12 protein-coding genes are annotated in these 17,600 nt (G+C 50.2%); 8 read left to right on the top strand and 4 right to left on the bottom strand.

Annotation, left to right across the window (positions count from 1 at the left end):
- Positions 1 to 195 precede the first annotated feature (195 nt).
- Positions 196 to 936 (top strand): response regulator transcription factor, encoded by a 741-nt coding sequence (locus ACN4EG_RS05140; RefSeq protein ID WP_431628149.1) that lies wholly within the window; start codon positions 196 to 198, stop codon positions 934 to 936.
- Between the two features lie 516 nt (positions 937 to 1,452).
- Here the strand turns inward: ACN4EG_RS05140 and chlP are convergent.
- Positions 1,453 to 2,673: a geranylgeranyl reductase gene (gene chlP, locus ACN4EG_RS05135; RefSeq protein WP_431628148.1), complete on the bottom strand. Its 1,221-nt coding sequence runs from the start codon at positions 2,671 to 2,673 to the stop codon at positions 1,453 to 1,455.
- Between the two features lie 275 nt (positions 2,674 to 2,948).
- On the opposite strand from chlP, the gene ACN4EG_RS05130 reads away from it, so the two are divergent.
- The 5 genes from ACN4EG_RS05130 (at position 2,949) to ACN4EG_RS05110 (ending at position 9,381) form a co-directional block, all read left to right on the top strand.
- Positions 2,949 to 3,146, top strand: a complete 198-nt coding sequence (locus ACN4EG_RS05130) for a hypothetical protein (RefSeq protein WP_431628147.1) — start codon at positions 2,949 to 2,951, stop codon at positions 3,144 to 3,146.
- 1,453 nt (positions 3,147 to 4,599) lie between these two features.
- Positions 4,600 to 5,271, top strand: coding sequence for a deoxyribose-phosphate aldolase (gene deoC / locus ACN4EG_RS05125; RefSeq protein WP_431628145.1), 672 nt, complete (start codon positions 4,600 to 4,602; stop codon positions 5,269 to 5,271).
- Between the two features lie 45 nt (positions 5,272 to 5,316).
- On the top strand, positions 5,317 to 6,249 hold the full coding sequence (gene recO / locus ACN4EG_RS05120; protein ID WP_431628144.1) for a DNA repair protein RecO: 933 nt from the start codon (positions 5,317 to 5,319) through the stop codon (positions 6,247 to 6,249).
- 353 nt (positions 6,250 to 6,602) lie between these two features.
- Positions 6,603 to 7,940 (top strand): MFS transporter, encoded by a 1,338-nt coding sequence (locus ACN4EG_RS05115; protein WP_431628143.1) that lies wholly within the window; start codon positions 6,603 to 6,605, stop codon positions 7,938 to 7,940.
- 274 nt (positions 7,941 to 8,214) lie between these two features.
- Positions 8,215 to 9,381 carry a glycosyltransferase family 4 protein gene (locus ACN4EG_RS05110; RefSeq protein WP_431628142.1) on the top strand — a complete coding sequence of 389 codons (1,167 nt, stop codon included), beginning with the start codon at positions 8,215 to 8,217 and terminating at the stop codon, positions 9,379 to 9,381.
- A gap of 152 nt (positions 9,382 to 9,533) precedes the next feature.
- Here ACN4EG_RS05110 and ACN4EG_RS05105 read toward each other — a convergent pair whose 3' ends face one another.
- Positions 9,534 to 12,614, bottom strand: coding sequence for a DUF4912 domain-containing protein (locus ACN4EG_RS05105; protein WP_431628141.1), 3,081 nt, complete (start codon positions 12,612 to 12,614; stop codon positions 9,534 to 9,536).
- 501 nt (positions 12,615 to 13,115) lie between these two features.
- Between ACN4EG_RS05105 and ACN4EG_RS05100 the strand changes: the two genes are divergently transcribed.
- Both ACN4EG_RS05100 and ACN4EG_RS05095 read left to right on the top strand, forming a co-directional pair.
- A complete protein-coding gene (locus ACN4EG_RS05100; protein ID WP_431628140.1) occupies positions 13,116 to 14,141 on the top strand; it encodes an FG-GAP repeat domain-containing protein in 1,026 nt (341 codons plus the stop codon).
- Positions 14,142 to 14,278: 137 nt separating this feature from the next.
- Positions 14,279 to 15,298 carry an ion channel gene (locus ACN4EG_RS05095; protein WP_431628139.1) on the top strand — a complete coding sequence of 340 codons (1,020 nt, stop codon included), beginning with the start codon at positions 14,279 to 14,281 and terminating at the stop codon, positions 15,296 to 15,298.
- A 280-nt stretch (positions 15,299 to 15,578) separates the two neighbouring features.
- Here ACN4EG_RS05095 and ACN4EG_RS05090 read toward each other — a convergent pair whose 3' ends face one another.
- Together ACN4EG_RS05090 and ACN4EG_RS05085 are read right to left on the bottom strand one after the other, a co-directional pair.
- Positions 15,579 to 15,950 (bottom strand): 2Fe-2S iron-sulfur cluster-binding protein, encoded by a 372-nt coding sequence (locus ACN4EG_RS05090; RefSeq protein ID WP_431628138.1) that lies wholly within the window; start codon positions 15,948 to 15,950, stop codon positions 15,579 to 15,581.
- Between the two features lie 596 nt (positions 15,951 to 16,546).
- Positions 16,547 to 17,443 carry an SPFH domain-containing protein gene (locus ACN4EG_RS05085; protein WP_431628137.1) on the bottom strand — a complete coding sequence of 299 codons (897 nt, stop codon included), beginning with the start codon at positions 17,441 to 17,443 and terminating at the stop codon, positions 16,547 to 16,549.
- Positions 17,444 to 17,600: the final 157 nt, after the last annotated feature.

The raw sequence follows: 17,600 nt of genomic DNA, 5'->3' as shown, positions 1-17,600 counted from the left end.
ATATAAAAATTTGCACTAAGAAAGTTGGATACTCAGTAGCAAATCACAATAGAAAATCCAAGAAACATAAATCATTGCGTATAATTTGAGCATAATCTTCATAACTTTCTTAGTGGTTAATCCCTTAGGAGTCAATCTTAGTAATCAATTTTGTTTGGTTCATTCATCAACCTCTTTAGGACAGCTGTTTTAACGATGCCTCGGATACTTGTGATTGATGACGACCCTGCGATCGCTGAACTAGTAGCGGTCAATCTCGAGATGGCAGGGTATGAGGTGAGTCAAGCGCCAGATGGAATTAAGGGCCAAGCCATGGCTCTCCAGATGCAGCCGGACTTGATCATGCTCGATCTCATGCTGCCGAGGGTTGATGGATTTACGGTTTGCCAGCGTCTCCGCCGTGACGATCGCACCGCTGATATTCCGGTCTTGATGCTGACGGCCTTGGGGCAAACCCAAGATAAGGTGGAAGGCTTTAACGCGGGAGCCGATGACTACCTGACCAAGCCGTTTGAATTAGAAGAATTGCTGGCGCGGGTGCGAGCCCTGCTACGACGCACCGATCGCATCCCCCAAGCCGCCAAGCATGCAGAAATTTTGAACTATGGCCCCTTGACTCTTGTGCCGGAACGCTTTGAGGCCGTTTGGTTTGGTAAAACGGTTAAGCTGACGCACCTAGAGTTCGAGCTTTTGCACTGTCTGTTACAGCGCCATGGCCAAACTGTTTCGCCCAGCGAAATTTTGCGGGAAGTTTGGGGTTACGATCCCGATGATGACATTGAAACCATTCGGGTGCATGTTCGCCACCTGCGCACCAAACTGGAGCCTGAGCCGCGCCATCCCCAGTACATCAAAACCGTCTACGGTGCAGGCTATTGTTTAGAATTGCCGAACACCACCATTGAAGATGTGGCAACTTCTTCGATCGCGGGGTAAGAACCCAGAAGGCAAGGTCGCGTTCTGGCCCTAAGTCAGATCAGAGAACGCAGCACAGACATACCTTAAAATCCTCTGGTAAGGAACGAGCCAATCGTTCCTTTTTTTTAGGACATGCTAGGGGAAAGTGAGCCTGGTGCAGGAACGAATCCATCACATCACCGTCCCCAGTTAACGCCAGTTCAAATTCGTGGTGCGGTTCGATCGTCGGGACTGCTCCGCAGCAAAGATCGAGAAACATCGCCCCTCAAGGCAGTTTGCCCTGGCAGAACGTTAGAGCAAACTGCCAGGGCAAACTGCTTATGTTAGGGGACTCTACTCCCCCCAACTACCCAAGTGAAGTCTGCATCCAAGGACAGAAGATCTATGAGGGACAATTTTGCTTGTTGAACTCCCGTTTAGTTAATCGGCTCAAGCGATCGTTTAGCGATCGCCCCAAACACGAAAGGAGAGAGCCTATTCAACTCTCTCCTTTCCGCTGTAACAGACGTCAAGCGTTAGAACCGCTAGACAAGGCTAGGGAGCCAGGGCATTCCCCCGGAGGAGGCTACCAATGGTTTTCGCTGTGATCTTCAACTGCGTCAACGGGTTAGCAGGTGTCACTGTTTTGTACAGGTAGCTGTCGAAGGTCAGCTTCTGCACATCGATATCAGCACACATTTCAACGAAGGCTTCCCGAGTTGCGTCAGAGCGGTAGAACACACGCTGTAGAATATCCAGCACTAAGTAGGTTGTACCGTACATCTTATCCCAACGCTTGATGTACACCTTGAGATCCGCCTCCGTCGGGATCCGTTGCCCTTTTTCGGAGAACTCCACGATCGTTTCCGCACACATCCGGGCCGACTTCGCCGCAAAGTAGATCCCTTCGCCCGAAGATTTAGTGACAGTACCCGCTGCATCTCCAACGAGGGCAACGCGACCCACCACCCGACGGGGTCTGGGATGCTCAGGAATGGGGTGAGCTTCTACGCGGATAATCTTACCGCCCCGCAGCTTGGCCGCTGCCCTAGCCCGGATCCCTGCTTGCAGTTCCTTGATCCGAGATTGGTTAGGCTTCATGGTTCCCGTCCCCACCGCAACGTGGTTGTATTTGGGGAACACCCAAGCATAGAAGTCCGGGGAAACATCGTCACCCACGTACATTTCCGCCAAATCTTCGTAGTAGGCCATCTTGTCTTCGGGGAGCATGATCCGCTCTTGGAACGCGATCGCGTAGTTGTAATCCCCCGCGTCGATCGCCTTGGCCACCCGAGAGTTAGCCCCGTCTGCCCCGATCACCAAATCCACTTCCAGGGTTTTGTCTTCCCCTTCAATACCGTTGGAGTGATCGGCATAGTGCAGCTTGTAACTGCCATTCTGGGTCGTTGGCAACTCAAGTTTGTACATCGTGCCATTAATCAACTGGGCCCCCAGAGATGCCGCCCGATTGCGCAGGAAAGAGTCAAACACTTCCCGGCGCACCATGCCGATATATTCGTTATCTTTGAGGGTCTGACCAATATCCACCACCACATTGGAGGGGGAAATCATCTTCATTCGCCGGACCTTACGATCGATAATATTTTCCGGCAAATCAAACTCTTTCACCATGCAGAGCGGAATCGCGCCACCACAGGGTTTAACGTTGTCTAACTTGCGCTCGATCAAATAGGTTTCAATACCAGCTTTTGCCAAGACCTCCGCCGCACAAGCTCCGGCGGGACCTCCACCTACAACAGCAACCCGTAGTGCCAAAGCTCTATCTCCAAACGTTTAAAAGCTACGTATGGCATCCTATCACGGACATTTCCTGCCCTTGGGGTTCCCGTTCTGAAGTTGCAACAGAGCTTAACACCAGAAATTAACAAATGTTAATAGATTGCCTGAACTTCTCGCAGAATTAGTCTTTTTAATCCGGGGATCAGTCAGCCTGAGTCTATCCATCAGGCATAAGACCTCACTTTATAAAAACTGACGGAGATAATATTCACATTTCTACAACTACTCGAATTTATATTTCTACAACCATCTTGGGATCCCAACTTTTTCCCAACGCCCCTAGCCTGTTACCCACCCTCAAAATTCATTCCACCGTTCTTCCCGAGGAACAGTCTCTGGTTGAACTTCAGGTGATATCGATCTTCAGACCCATTGAAGCCAGGATAAAGAACTGGTTCGAGCGATTTCCTGTTTCCGATATTGCCCTTGCGGGTAATGCCTTTACGTAAAGGACAGAGAAAAATTACCTTACGCTGGCAGGCTTCTGCTACAACGCTTTTGACGAAGCCTGATTATTCTCCATTCTTTAAGAAATCAGAACAAGAGGACTTCCCCCTAAAATCTTCACGTTTCAGGTAACCCTTAACTATAGTTGAGTAACCCCTACAAATGAAATCCGAGTGATTACGATCGTTCATGCACGATCGATAAGAATTTATCCCTACTTTTACGGATTGCCTCTCACAGGTCAGACGCTACAGTTATGCATCCAAAAGCCCTGGGTGTTCTACTTCTTTTCTCTACCTTATGGTATACGTCGCAAGTTTTAAAACCGTAATTCTCGCTATCTTTCCAGCGATTAGTCATTTGCTAGGTACAGCATCAGTCAATCGTTCGACAGTTTCACATTTTGTGCAGCCTGCACCCCTTTCACTGAAATTGTTGTTGGAATCCCAGATATCGCACTGCATTCATTCGAGATCGCAATTGATGACCAGAAGCAACATCCGATCGTAATGGCGCTGTGATCGCAAGGTTGTTTTCCATTGCAATCATTCTAAAGATAGGGATCCGTGATGTGAGGGTTCCCTGTTACATCGGACCTATAGGACTCACAATCGAACGAATAAGAGGTCTATAAGAGTCCTGCCAAACCTTTCCATGGGCAGTCCCTCAATTTCTACCCAGCCCGCTAAGCAGTATTAGCTACACAGCCTTGACAGATAAGTTTCTGAAAACGCTGAGCCATCACCTAAGTCAAGTCATCCAACATTAGACTCGTCAGTGCTTTTAGGAAGAGGATACTTTCTATTTCTAAGCCCAAGAATATGTCTAATTAGTGAGTGAGTTCCTAGGACTTGAAGTTTAAACTAAATTTCAAAGATGGTGCTTTCCCAAAAAAAAAATTAGGGCATACAAACTGCTATTTGCAGCGTGATTCTTGATTGAGTTTTCGCTTCAGTTAGGAGTTTCGCACTTTTCAATTTATTCGTGGATTCTCGAGGATTTTTTCGAGAATCTGTCTCAGAGCACACGAGGTAAGCCACAGTTAGGGGCTCGAGTACGATGAATTCTCTTCTGAAAATTGTCCTTATTACAGTCACAGCCGCCAGTAGTACGATTATTCTGTCAGGAAGCGAACTAGCATCCTTAGGCAGAGGGGTTCCCCACCAAAATTATTCCGGGGAGTTTGTCCCCCATCCCAATCAGCCTCCCATCCTAACTTACGGCTCAGGAACACGATAATTACAGTGGCTTCACGCCTACTGAGCTTACGTCCGCCCAGATCCTTCCTTCCCTGGGGAATTTACTGGCCCTAGGGAATTCACTGGATGAATTCTTAGCCATACCCACAATCCCCTCTAAAATCTTCATATAGCGAGAAACCGTTCGTAAAGAAGAAGCATCGTTGAACGGAGATGGCAAAGTTACGCATTGTTCTACAAGAGATGGGAGAAGGGCGTGGTATTAGACTATGGTGCAACTGAGCTTGCACCTTTGATGGATCATTCGTTACTGAGTCCGATCGCGACGCCAGAAATGGTGACCCAATGGTGTGACGAGGCCGATCGCTTCGGTTTTGCTGCTGTTTGTATTGCGCCTTGTTACGTCCCCCAGGCAGTCAAGTTGCTCCATGGCAAGGCTCCTGCCGTCTGTACTGTGATTGGCTTTCCCACAGGAGCCCATACTTCCGCTGTCAAATTGTACGAAGCCCAAATTGCCACAGAACAAGGAGCTACAGAATTAGATGTGGTCATTAACCTCGGCTGGCTCAAGGCGGGGCGGCATGATGACGTTCATCGCGAGATTGCGGAAATTTGCGAAGCAACGGGGCAAACGGTTAAGGTCATTTTGGAAATGGCCTGCTTGACCATGGAGGAAAAACAAATCGCCGCAGAAATTGCCATGGATGCGGGGGCTGCCTTTCTGAAAACCAGTACGGGCTGGAAGGGGGGCGCAACAGTGGAAGATATTTGTCTACTTAAACAAGTTTCCCGCGATCGGGTGGGCATCAAAGCATCTGGCGGCATTCGTACCGCTGAACAAGCCATGGAACTGGTAATGGCCGGAGCTACTCGCTTGGGTACCTCGTGGGGGGTTGATATCGTGAAACAGGCCAGTCAGCAGACTTGAAGGACTGAAGAACTTGAAGGACATAAACTTAAGGACTGAACTTTAATGTCGCGGACTTACAAAGTCACGGGAATTAATTTGAAAAGTAAACCGATCGGAGAAGCCGATCGGATCCTGACAATTTTGACCAAAGAACAGGGCTTGCTGCGGGTAATTGCACCGGGTGCCCGCAAGCAAAAGTCGCGGCTCTCCGGTCGAAGTGCCCTTTTTGTTGTGAATGACCTGCTGATTGCCAAGGGCAAATCCATGGATAAAGTCCTGCAAGCGGAGTCGATCGAATCCTTTCCAAAACTAGCCCTTGATATCAAAAAACTCACCGCCGGACAGTACCTAGTCGAGTTAGCCTTGCAGCAAGCCGTGATTGACTTAGTACAAGAAGGCTTATTTTATCTGCTGATTGAGCATCTAGGCCGAGTGGAACAAGCCCCCCCCCCAGAAATCCTGCCCTCTTTAACCCACGGCATTTTCCAGCTTTTGGCCTACGCGGGAATCGCGCCGCAGATGTACCAATGTTGCCTCAGTGCAGACCCCGTGGAACCGGAATTAGACAACCCGAACTGGCGAGTAGCGTTTAGTATCGAAGCAGGAGGAGCCGTTACCCTAGAAGCGCTTAACCGATTCGAGGCCGAGCAGCAATGGGCAAATGCGGATCCTCAAGGTGAGGAAGTCATCCTTTCGGAATCTAGCTGTGGCTTGGTGCGCGTAGCAGAACGACCTACCCAGATCTATTCTGCAAAACGAGTCATCCGACCTCTGCATCTGGGAGCCATTCAGGTAACTGTGATGCAGCAGTTAGCGGAAACTTCTTGCCCTGCGATTGATCCGGATCGGTTACCCCGAGGCATGTCTACGGATATGGCATGGTTATCTATCGAACGGCTTTTGCGTCGGTGTGCGGCGTATCATTTCGATCGATCCCTACGATCAGCCAAGTTGATTGATCACCTATTTGGGGCAGAGGCTTCTGGTTTGCCCTAGTAGACTTCGCCCCTCCTAAAATCTCCTCACGATCGCGCCCAAACTCCACTGTTACAAGTGGTAAACTTTGGGATAACGGATCATCTAGCCCTCCCGGTATTCACTAGCCTCCAGGTAATCCAATAGTCGGTATGCACCAACCTGTGTCGTCAGAACCTCCCCGTAAGACCCATGCACCGACCTCTGGGAAATCGTTTCCCCGAAGTAACTTGAATAGTGGCTCTACAGAATCTAAGATTGTACCCTTCGAAAAATCCGCATTAGAGAAGCCAGTATTAGATAAACCAGTATTAGAGAAGCCAGCGCTAGATAAACCGTTAGAGAACCTTTATAAAACGTCTGATACCCCCCCAGTGGCGATTGAATCTGCTTCATCCTCCTCTCAATCTGCCCTACCACAGTCGGAAAGTGAACAGGGGTTCGTTCCCGTTTTAAAGAATCGTAATTTTTTAACGCTGTGGGGTGGGCAGGTTTTCTCGCAGCTAGCGGATAAGGTGTATTTGGTGCTGATGATTGCCCTGATTGCTAGTCGCTTTCAGGCTGATGATCAACCGATTAGTGGCTGGGTCTCTTCCACCATGGTGGCTTTCACAATTCCAGCCATTCTGTTTGGGTCGATCGCGGGGGTCTATGTCGATCGCTGGTCGAAAAAGGGAGTTTTGGTCTTTACCAATCTCCTGCGAGGATTACTGGTGGTGGCCCTTCCGCCACTACTTTGGTTTGTTAGAGACTGGGGGAACTGGGGCACCACTCCGGTGGGATTCATTTTATTACTGGGGGTCACCTTTTTAGTCTCAACCCTGACTCAGTTTTTTGCTCCGGCTGAGCAATCTGTTATTCCGTTAATTGTTGAAAAGCGCCACTTGCTTTCTGCAAACTCCCTCTACACCACCACCATGATGGCTTCGGTAATCGTTGGCTTTGCGGTGGGAGAACCGTTGTTGGCCTTGGCTGATCAATTGGTGGCGGGATTCGGGATTTCTGATTTGGGCAAGGAAATTGTCGTAGGGGGCGGCTATGCCTTAGCGGGCATGATTTTACTGCTGTTGAAAACTGGCGAACAAAAATCCGATTTTCCCGTTGAGCAACCCCATGTTTTTCAAGACATCAAGGATGGGCTGAAATATCTGAGCGTCCAGGCCCACGTCCGGGCGGCTTTACTTCAGTTAGTCATTTTGTTCTCAATCTTTGCTGCACTCTCCGTGTTAGCAGTGCGGCTGGCGGAGGTGATGCCAGAAATTAAGTCCTCTCAGTTCGGCTTCCTCTTAGCAGCGGGGGGCGTTGGGATGGCGATCGGGGCGGCTCTCCTAGGTAACTTCGGCCAGAAAATTTCTCACAATCGCCTTGGTGTGTATGGATCCTTGGGTATGGCAGCTTCATTGGTGGGGTTGGCCTTCATCTACCATCACCTCTGGTTATCCCTACTGGCGATCGCCTTGACAGGATTCTTTGCCGCCGCGATCGGGATTCCCATGCAAACGACGATCCAACAGGAAACTCCAGAAGACATGCGGGGCAAAGTATTTGGCTTGCAAAATAATGCAGTCAACGTTGCTCTGAGCTTACCCCTTGTCCTGGCGGGAGTGGGTGAGTCATTGTTGGGATTGAAAGTAGTCTTTCTCATTCTGGCTAGCGCAGCTCTAGCGGGTGGTGGATTGACTTGGTACATCTCTCGGGATCACAATTCCTAAGGAGAGTGTCTGCCTAACCGTGTCCCTTGTCCTAGCTGACGGCAGTCCTGCAACTTTCCCATTTCCTGCTTCGATATCGAATTGGGTAGTGAGTTCGTTGGCCGATTAGTAGCAGGAGCCCTAAATTTCGTTCCTCACTCCGCATCCTCGCAGGATCCATCACAACGGTATCCATCACACTTGCAGCGTCCCCCAAGATTCGGTCATTGCGACTCGCTTTTCTGGGGTTTGCTTTGCATACTCAAATCAACCCTATGGTGACGGAGTAGCCTTTATGCACATCGCTTGGTTGGGAAAAAAATCGCCCTTTTGTGGCAACGTAACCTACGGTCGCGAGGTGACCAATGCGTTGCTCGATCGCGGCCATCGCGTCAGCTTCTTTCATTTCTCCCAAGCAGATCGAGAAGATGAAGTACCGGACAATGTTCCCAATTTCCAAGAGGTGACAATTCCGTTTTTGTTTAAGTCACAGATTTATACATTGCCGAAGCTACGATCGAGCCGGGTGTTATTGCGATCGTTAAAAAAACTTAAACCCGATGTTGTTCATGCTTCTTTAACCCTTTCCCCGTTGGATTTTCGGTTGCCGGAATTGTGCGAAGAGTTAGGCGTCCCCCTCGTGGCCACCTTCCATCCTGCCTTTGATAATCAACTGCGCAACTGGGCCTCGGGCACCCAGTATTTGATGTATCAACTTTACGCCCCAGCCCTGGCCAACTACGATCGCGTCATTGTCTTTTCCTATTTACAAAAAGATTTATTGGTCAAGCTCGGCGTTCCCGCCGAACGGGTGGCGGTTATTCCCAATGGCGTCGATGTTGATAAATACTGTCCTGGGGAATCGAGATATCGGGGCCGTTGGCGTGGCGATCGGGTGTTTGTTTACCAAGGCCGCATTGCACCCGAAAAAAATGTGGAAGCGCTGCTCAGAGCATGGAAAGCCTCCAACATGGGAGCGAATAGTAAATTACTAATGGTGGGGAGTGGGCCATTGCTCTCCTCGCTCCGGTCTCAATATGGCGAAGAAATTGGTGTGAAATGGCTGGGATTTGTGGCAGAAGAAGCGAAACGGATTGAAATCTTGCGCAGTGCAGATGTCTTTATTCTGCCGTCGCTCGTCGAAGGGCTCTCGCTGTCTCTACTCGAAGCCATGGCCTGCGGTCTAGCCTGCATTGCAACGGATGCCGGAGCCGATGGAGAAGTCTTAGAGGACGGGGCAGGGGTGATAATGCGCACGACCCAATCGGTGGCAACCCAGTTACAAACGCTGTTACCTCTCTTCCGTGATCATCCAGAACTGACGAAGCTTTTGGGACAAAAGTCTAGACAACGGGTTTTAGACCGCTATACCCTGAGCAACAATATTACTCGGGTTGAGGCTCTGTACGAATCGATTTTAGGAACACCACGGGTTCCCCTCAATTTAAGCTCTCGACTGTAGGGCAAGTACAGTTTGCATCCATGCAAACGCAGTACAAAGCTGACACGAAAGTCTAATACGAAAGTCTGATATAGGGCTATGGCGGTAGGGGCGACGCCCGATCTCCACAGCCCTTGGTTTCGCGAATATGATTAGGTGAGTTTCTATCAGCGCTAGAATCGTTCTTCCGTTGCCTCGTCTTTCGTGTTGGTATTGCGCAATGGCGTTTCCCGCATAAAGCGCATCCGGATTTGCCGCATCTGTTCGCCATCCGCAGCCACTGCCATGATGGGATAATCCAACACCCCATCCTGGAAGGAGAGATGGAAGCGGAACGTGCCATCGGAGTTGAGCTTGATAGGCATGCCTCCGATCGTCACCGTGGCATCGGGTTCCGTCGCACCGTAGACAATTAATTCCGCATCCGCCACCATCCAAAACTTGCGCGATCGCACTGGGGGCATGGAAGCCGAGAAGCCAGCCCCTGACATCCCGGTAATGCCAGACATTCCCATTCCCGATGGCGTCGGCAAACTCCACATTCCCATCCCCGACGGGAACACAAAGGAACTGATGGCTGACGAGGGTAACTGGTGCATCGAGCCAAACAGTGAACCCGCAATCCGCATTGCTTCAGCCTCTTGGGAGAGCCCAAACATAGGAGGATACGGAGCAAAATCGCCCTGGCCCGTTCCCGGCGGTACCAATTCCAGGAAGGTTTTGCCCTGGAGATCTTCCTGCCAATCGACCGTGATGAACTGCTCATCAAACCAATCAGAAGGATAGACTGGCGGGATTCTCATAGCATTAGATCGGGCCAGCATGAGCCAGCGCCCATCTCCAGTGACATAGCCAATTTCCGCCACGTAATCCCGATCGCTAACGGGCACGGGTAAGTACCAATCCCGTGACATTTCATCACAGGCATACTGCTGCATACTGTGGGGGTTTTGGTCTCCCACATCGATATCCGTCACATCATAGAGACGCAGAGCAAGCTGCTGACCGCCCTGTTGTCGCAACGCATTGCGATGGTCATTGGGCACATCCCAGTAGGTGTAGGCCCATTGGGGATCCCGTGGCATCAAGACAATCCGGCTTTCGCCATACCCATCGGGCAATTCGGGCAATCCTTCATCCACGGTCGCCAAGGATTCACTGCTGAGATCAGTTTGCCCGACATCAAATTTAGTCGCTTCCACATTGGTCTGCGTGGGGTCATCGGCGGTCATGGCAAAGGTAGCCCCCATAGCTGCAGCACCACCCACGATCGCGGCTCCGGCGACCAAGGGATTGACCGCCACATTAGGAGGTTGCAAATCCGTAGGTTGGAAATCCGGGGACTGAGAACCCACAACTTCTGGATCAGATGGATTGTTGAACGGTGCAGAAGGCTCCGGCGACCCTACAGTCAGATTGGCTAATTTAGCATCCAACCCTACCTCTGCAAACTGCTCCTCCGGCGAAGGTTGAACCTGGGGAGGCAGTTGGGTGATCGGTTCCGGGTCTTGACCAGGCTCAGAGGTGAGAGTCGGTTCAGGGGTGACAGATAGCTGATCCGATTCGGAGGATCCAGAAGCCAATCCTACCGCCGCCGCTCCCGCCGCTAAACCAGCCCCTACTGCTAAGCCAGGAAACAGTAAGCCCATGGCATTCCCATCGATCGATCGCGGTGCGGTTTCTGCAATACCATCGGGAATCCCATCCCCATCCGCATCGATCGCGGCAGGTGCAGTCGTTTCGGCTGCGGTGAGTGGGATGGCCGAAGTGTCCGCACAACGAGAATTCAGTTCTACGGGGATTTCGGATTCTGCCGCAGACAGAGGCTCAGCATTTGTACCTGCCTCAGCTTCTGCAACCGGGGGAACGACTGGAAGGGCTGTCCCTGACAGAGCCTCAGCCCCAGCTAAGGGCATCACCGGAGGCACTTCCGGGGAAGCCGACGATACCGCCCCTGACACCGGAGGCACAGATCCTAAATCAGCGGGTAAATCTGGACTGGGAACCGCCGCTGGCGTTACTGCTCCGATCGAGGCTTCAGGAGTCGTTTTGCGTCCTTTGAGGCTCCACCACAGTAAGCCTGCAGCCCCCAGTGGTAAGAGGAACCATAGCCAATCCGGTAATCCAGCTTCAACCGCACCAACGCGATTGGTACTGGTGGCATCAGGAGTTGTACCCGTGGCTGAACTGGCAGGAACCTGAGCTTGAGATCCATCGGTTGGGGCAACCGGGCTGGCCGTTGCCGCCGCGCTAGGGGTTGCTGCGGGGATCGCCGCAGGACTGGGGGTAGCACTAGCGGGAGCCCCCGCTGTGGGAGAAGAGGCGTTTGTCCCAGCGGTTAGGGCCGTCGTTCCCACCGCGATCGCCGCTGCCACATCAGCATTGACATTCGGGATCTCGGCTCCGGCTGAACTGACTGATTGAATGGCCTGCCGCCCAGTCGGATCAGCTACAGATGCCAGGAAGGCTTGGGCTGCGGGGGCGACTTTGCCTTTTCGATACACGTAGGCCAAAGGCTGGGAAAAGGGATAGCGGGGATCGGTGGGCAATACATCGTGCATGGCCAGCACTTTCACCCCCTTAAGATTGCTGACCTGATCGGCGGTTACATAGCCAATGCTATCGGTTCCTAATTGCTGGGCGATCGTCTCCGGCTGCTCATCGGTCAATTTCGTAGCCGTAGCCACTGCTTGAAACGGGGCAGTTTGAAAGACCGGATAATTGGGAAACGCTTTGCGGGTATCACTGGCATCGGGCAAGTCCACAACGCGAATGGGGCCTGCTTGCCCACCCACCTGCGACCAATCCGTCAGTTCTCCCCGGAAAATTTTGGCAAATTGATGAATCGTCAGACTTTTGCTGAAGGGGTTATTCTCCCCCACCACCATCGCAATCTTTTCGCGCTTAATGGGAATGGCCACTAGACCTTGGGCTTTTTCTGCACTGGTTAGCGATCGTCCGATCGCCGCCAGATCGACCTGCCCCGCCACCAAAGCCTGCAATCCTAGATCGGTTCCCCGACTGGCAAAATCGACCTTGCTACCCGCATATTTGCCTTCAAAACTCTGCTTCAGCGCCTGATTAACGGCAGCCAAACTTCCAGATCCATCAATCCGCACGATCGAGCCCTGGGGAAGGGATGGAGGGAGCGATGGAGGATTAGCCGTCTGTGCCAACGTGATTGGTGCAGAAGTCATAGAAGTCATCAGCACGGAGGGCATTGTGGCGATGACTAACGCAAATGCCAATGGCATATGCTTCGCGGAAGAACCCTTTTTCAACATTGCAATCTAACACCAAATACAGCAGAGAGCTTGAATTGAAAACTTATGGAATCAGCAGTAACAGCCTCTTTCGGTCAGCATTAGCCAGTCTGGGACAGAGAATTGTGCTGAATACCCAAAGTTGAGCCAATTATACCGCTCTCATCTCCTACAGACCGATGGATTACGTCTTGTTTTAATCGTTGCCACGATCGAGATTAATCTTCCCTATTCAGCAGCGTGCAATGACCGCGTCAGGCCATGGACTTGTTGCCAAGCTGCCCCTCCGTACGTTCCGTAAAAGTTTATTAACCTTTGACAAAAGCGATGAGACCCTGCGCAGTTCTTCGGACGGCAAGGCATAAACAAATCAACTACAACCGAAGAACTTCTGGCAAGTTCATTGCTAGTTGTCCAGAACCTGATTCGTTTTCTAACACTCAGATACTCAGTTTGTTTGCATTTGTCATTTGAAGAAGTCAAGCAAAGTTTATGTCTTTTAGTAGTGCTTTAAGCTGGGAAACTCCTGCGCCTCTTGCGATTCAATCCCCCAATGCTTTCAACTCGACCCAGCCACTGAATACCTCCCTGCCTGGGGCTCCGGTACCCACCGCAGCCAGTAGTAACACTGAACTTCTGTTTCGCAACATTAAGACCGGACAAACTCAACTGTGGGAAATTCAACCCGATCAAACGATCGTGACCCATGACTTGCCAACAGTCTCTGATCCGGCATGGCAAGTAGCAGCCCGAGGGGATTTCGATCGCGATGGAGATCAAGATTTACTCTGGTACAACGATCTCACAGGTGCGCTTTCCTTTTGGAAGCTAACAGGTTGCGTCTATGAAGCGTCAATCGACTTTGGCGCAATGCAGGATTTGGGCTGGCAAGTTGCTGGAGTCGCTGATTTTAATCAAGATCAAAAGACCGATCTCCTATGGAGAAATCGCCGTACGGGAGATTTAGTGACTTGGCATATGAATGGGTTTTCGATCGTGGGTGCTGCGAGTTTGGGCACCGTCGCTGATACAGCTTGGGAAATTGTCGGCGTGGGCGATTTTAATGGCGACAAACAAGTCGATCTGTTTTGGCGACATGGTCAGCAGGGATATAACACCCTTTGGCACTTGACAGGAGCAGGTCAATTCGCCAGTGCAACCGCTTTACCCACCGTGGCAGATGCCAATTGGTTGGTGAAAGGGATTGCAGATATGGATCACGATGGCCAGTTGGATATTATTTGGGAACAGACCGTGGCCAGTGTAACCGCTATCTGGCAAATGGACGGTACCACGGTACAGGCAGGATATAACATTACCCAACGAATGGATCCCAATTGGCTCATTCAGGATGTAGGAGATTTAAACAACGACGGGACTGTCGATATTCTCTGGCGTAACCGCTTGACGGGAAGTATGGGCTTTGGAGCCATGGACGATTTTAACTTGGTTGCTAACCGGCCTCTAACATCTTTGGATCCCAATTGGCAACTCGAAACCTGTGGTCAATTTAGTTAATCGTCTTAGCTAATCCTCGGGTTAGTTTTGCCTCAGGCAGTCAATCTAAACACCAGTCCTCTAGATATGTCCCCTTAACCCTCTTCTACTCCCTAACCCTCTTCTACAATAGACATGTGGTTAGGGTGGGTATACCCATGAAACATCCTTTACGGTTAGCATTCCGACGATCGACGATCGAAGGGCAACGGGGCAATAGGCGAGGCGATGGGCAACGAGGCATGGTTCGCATTGCTAGCCGGGATGGTAAGTTCCAGGTGGATGGGTTAAACGCTTGGTATCGCTACTGGCGGGATTCCTATCATTTGATGCTAACCATTCCTTGGTGGGGCTTCGTTAGCATTGTTTCTAGCGTTTACATTGTAATCAACGCTATGTTTGCAATTTTGTATCTTCTAGAGCCAGACGCATTGTCAGGGGCGCGTCCAGGTTCCTTTGAAGACGCATTCTTTTTTAGTGTACATACCCTTGGGTCGATCGGCTATGGCGTAATTGCCCCGAAGACAACCTATGCCAATACGATCGTCACCCTCGAGGCCATTATGAGCCTGTTGATGATCGCTGTAGTAACGGGGTTAGCCTTTGCCCGCTTCTCCCGCCCGACGGCCCGAATTTTATTCAGTAAACAGGCCGTAGTCGTACCTCACAATGGCGTACCCACGTTGATCCTACGATCGGCCAATCAACGGCGCAATCAAATTCTGGAAGCGGAAGCGCGGCTCTATCTGATTCGGGATGAATATACATTGGAGGGCGAATTTATTCGACGCTTCCATGAGTTGCCATTGTTACGATCGCGCACTCCCAGCTTCACGCTAACGTGGAATATTATGCATCCTATCCATGAGACGAGTCCTCTCTATGGTGAAACACCAGAGTCCCTTGCCACATCCCATGCTCAGTTGATTATTTCGTTAATCGGAATTGATGAGACCGTGACAGAAACCATTCACGCTCGCAATACCTATAGCAATCACGAAGTGATGTGGGATCATCGTTTTATGGATATTTTTTATCTTTCCCAAACGGGCGATCGCTATCTAGATTACCGCTACTTCCATGAAGTCCAACCACACTCCAGCCAACCTACGACAGCGGCCTTTTCCGAAAGCATTAGATTATCCCAGGAACTCCCTGATCACCGAGTGGGAGAATAGTTTGTCTAGATACTCTCAGGACAAACTGCACTAGACAGAGAAAGCTTCACCGAGAGAGCGATCGTATGTCAATGCCCATCTCTAGTGAAGCCTACGGGGTGAAGTGAGGTTGAATGAAGGTTGCCCCCTGTGACCAAGGACAACGGTGACTTTGACGGCAAGACATTTAGAGCAAAGCGTTTACAAAAAGACGTTTACTGTAATTTGTATTGGCTAGCAATTGTATCGTCTAGACATCCTATGGACTAGACATCGTAGGAGCTATCGTGACTACCAACGATTAGCTGTTAGTGGCAGCAGCTTCTGCTGCAAGGTCTTGCTTAGGCGTCCAAACCACATCATCCCCTGTCCCAAAGTGACCATCAAATTTGGTAACTTTTACATCACCAAGAACTTTTGCTTGGCAAGCCAGCCGCCGATCGTGGTGTTGAGAGTGGGGCGGAATGGCCATTCTTAGTTTTTCAAAGTCAGTGGGTTCCGACACCATTCCCTCAACTTTGACTAGACAGCTACCACAACTGCTATGGCCATGGCAATTAAGCACTTTGGCTGCGCCATTGTACAGGTCAATATCCTGTTCCAGTAGCGCTTCTCTCAAATTTGCTTCGTATGCAACATCAAATGTTTTTCCTTGGGCGGTCACTTTAGGCATAGGATTTCTCCTTCAATAAATTTAGGGTTGGTTAATACAGATGCGATCGCAGAGACGCATAGTTAGTACCATAAGGGGAATTTCGGCGGGTTACGTCTCTAGATCGGCTAGAACTACGGCGTATCCGATCGCCTATTAAGAGGGATGGCTGAAGGGACAAGATCTTGTAAGAAGAGCGATCGGTACAACGACGAAATTGTTATTTGATGAATTGTCCAGAGCATTAATTGGGCAAAGCAGCGGTTGGGGTCACAACAAAGGCTCAGGCTCCGGGATGGAAGCATTGATGAATCTGCCCGAGCTTTAGTTCTCAAAAAGACTAGCCCCGACCAAAGAAAAGGAAAATGACATTTAAGAAATGGGTATTCGCAGGTTCTCGGAGTCTTAATGAACGTTCATCTTGTCGGTCATGACCCATCTATCTGGTAATGGCTAATGACCGACAAGCCATAAAGTCTGTTAGAGAAACATCTAAGACAAACCTATCCGAACATCCTAAAAAATAAACCTCTCTAGCGATCGCTAGAGAGGTTGCCATGCAATATCCACAGATGTCATTCTCGACTGATGTGAAGCTTAACCAATATCCATCTCAACTAAGCTGCACCATTACCGGGATGATGACCATCCTTAGGCAATGGGTGCACCAGCAAATCACTGATTGCTTCGTTGAGCGCACCAGGGTTCATAAACAAAATCTTAGAGTTCTCGCTCTTTCCAATTTCAGCATTCGCTTTCACGAAGTCTTGAGCAATCAAATACTGCAACACTGCTTGGGGATTATCTGAGTTTTCCAGCGCTTCCGAAAGCTGACGAATCGACTCCACCGTAGCACGGGTAATTTCCAGTGTCGCTTCCCCTTGAGCCCGAGCCGCCCGTTGTTTTTCCAGGGACTGCCGCATCTCATCGGAAATACTGATGTCCTGAACCTCTACCCGCATCAGTTCAATCCCCCAAGTATTCACCGGCTTGAAGGCAGGACGATTTTCCGCATCAGGATATATTTGCTCGTGCTGCAAGCGTTGCCGAGCCACATCCTCATCGGATTCCCGCAACTTCTCCTCAATGTCTCGCTTGAGCGCATCGCTAATCCCGCGTGTGGAAGCGATCGCCTGCTGTAACTCAAACTTACCAATTTCCGCCCGCAGAGAACTGAGTACCAGTTCTTTCAGCGATTCTTCTAGATCATCTACCTTATAGTATGCTCGGTACAGATCGACAATCTTCCAGTAGATGATCGCATCCACGGTTACAGGCACAGAATCCTTGGTGATAGCCTTTTGAGGCTCAATGTCCAACAACTGCTCACGCACCGTTTCCACCAACACCGAGTCCACAACGGGGACAACAAAGTTAAGTCCAGGTTGAAGAGTCCGCTTATACTCTCCCAAACGCTGAACTAGGGCTTCATCACCTTCTTCAACGATCCGCACAGAGCCGATAATATAACCCGCAAACATCAGTGCGATCGCACCCAGCAAAGACTCAAACATAGTTGTGATGGATTGTGATGTGTTGTGTGAATTCCGAAGTTTTCAATAGCCGAAATTGTGACGACATCTTGCAGCTTCAGTGTAGTCGCTTTACCTAAAAATGACACAGTCTTGCAAAAGTTTTTAGCGGTAATTTTTAGTAGTCATTTTTAGCGAG

The sequence above is a fragment of the Alkalinema pantanalense CENA528 genome (assembly GCF_050753345.1).
Lineage (GTDB): Bacteria > Cyanobacteriota > Cyanobacteriia > Leptolyngbyales > Leptolyngbyaceae > Alkalinema > Alkalinema pantanalense.
Note: the sequence above shows the minus strand (reverse complement) of the source record. Positions and strands in the feature narration are given on the sequence as shown.

Bases quoted from the DNA above. Each gene is read 5' to 3' on its own strand.
- ACN4EG_RS05105 (WP_431628141.1), bottom strand. From the start codon at position 12,614: ATGCCATTGGCATTTGCGTTAGTCATCGCCACAATGCCCTCCGTGCTG.
- ACN4EG_RS05095 (WP_431628139.1), top strand. From the start codon at position 14,279: ATGAAACATCCTTTACGGTTAGCATTCCGACGATCGACGATCGAAGGG.
- recO (WP_431628144.1), top strand. From the start codon at position 5,317: ATGTCGCGGACTTACAAAGTCACGGGAATTAATTTGAAAAGTAAACCG.
- ACN4EG_RS05100 (WP_431628140.1), top strand. From the start codon at position 13,116: ATGTCTTTTAGTAGTGCTTTAAGCTGGGAAACTCCTGCGCCTCTTGCG.
- ACN4EG_RS05085 (WP_431628137.1), bottom strand. From the start codon at position 17,443: ATGTTTGAGTCTTTGCTGGGTGCGATCGCACTGATGTTTGCGGGTTAT.
- ACN4EG_RS05140 (WP_431628149.1), top strand. From the start codon at position 196: ATGCCTCGGATACTTGTGATTGATGACGACCCTGCGATCGCTGAACTA.
- ACN4EG_RS05090 (WP_431628138.1), bottom strand. From the start codon at position 15,950: ATGCCTAAAGTGACCGCCCAAGGAAAAACATTTGATGTTGCATACGAA.
- ACN4EG_RS05110 (WP_431628142.1), top strand. From the start codon at position 8,215: ATGCACATCGCTTGGTTGGGAAAAAAATCGCCCTTTTGTGGCAACGTA.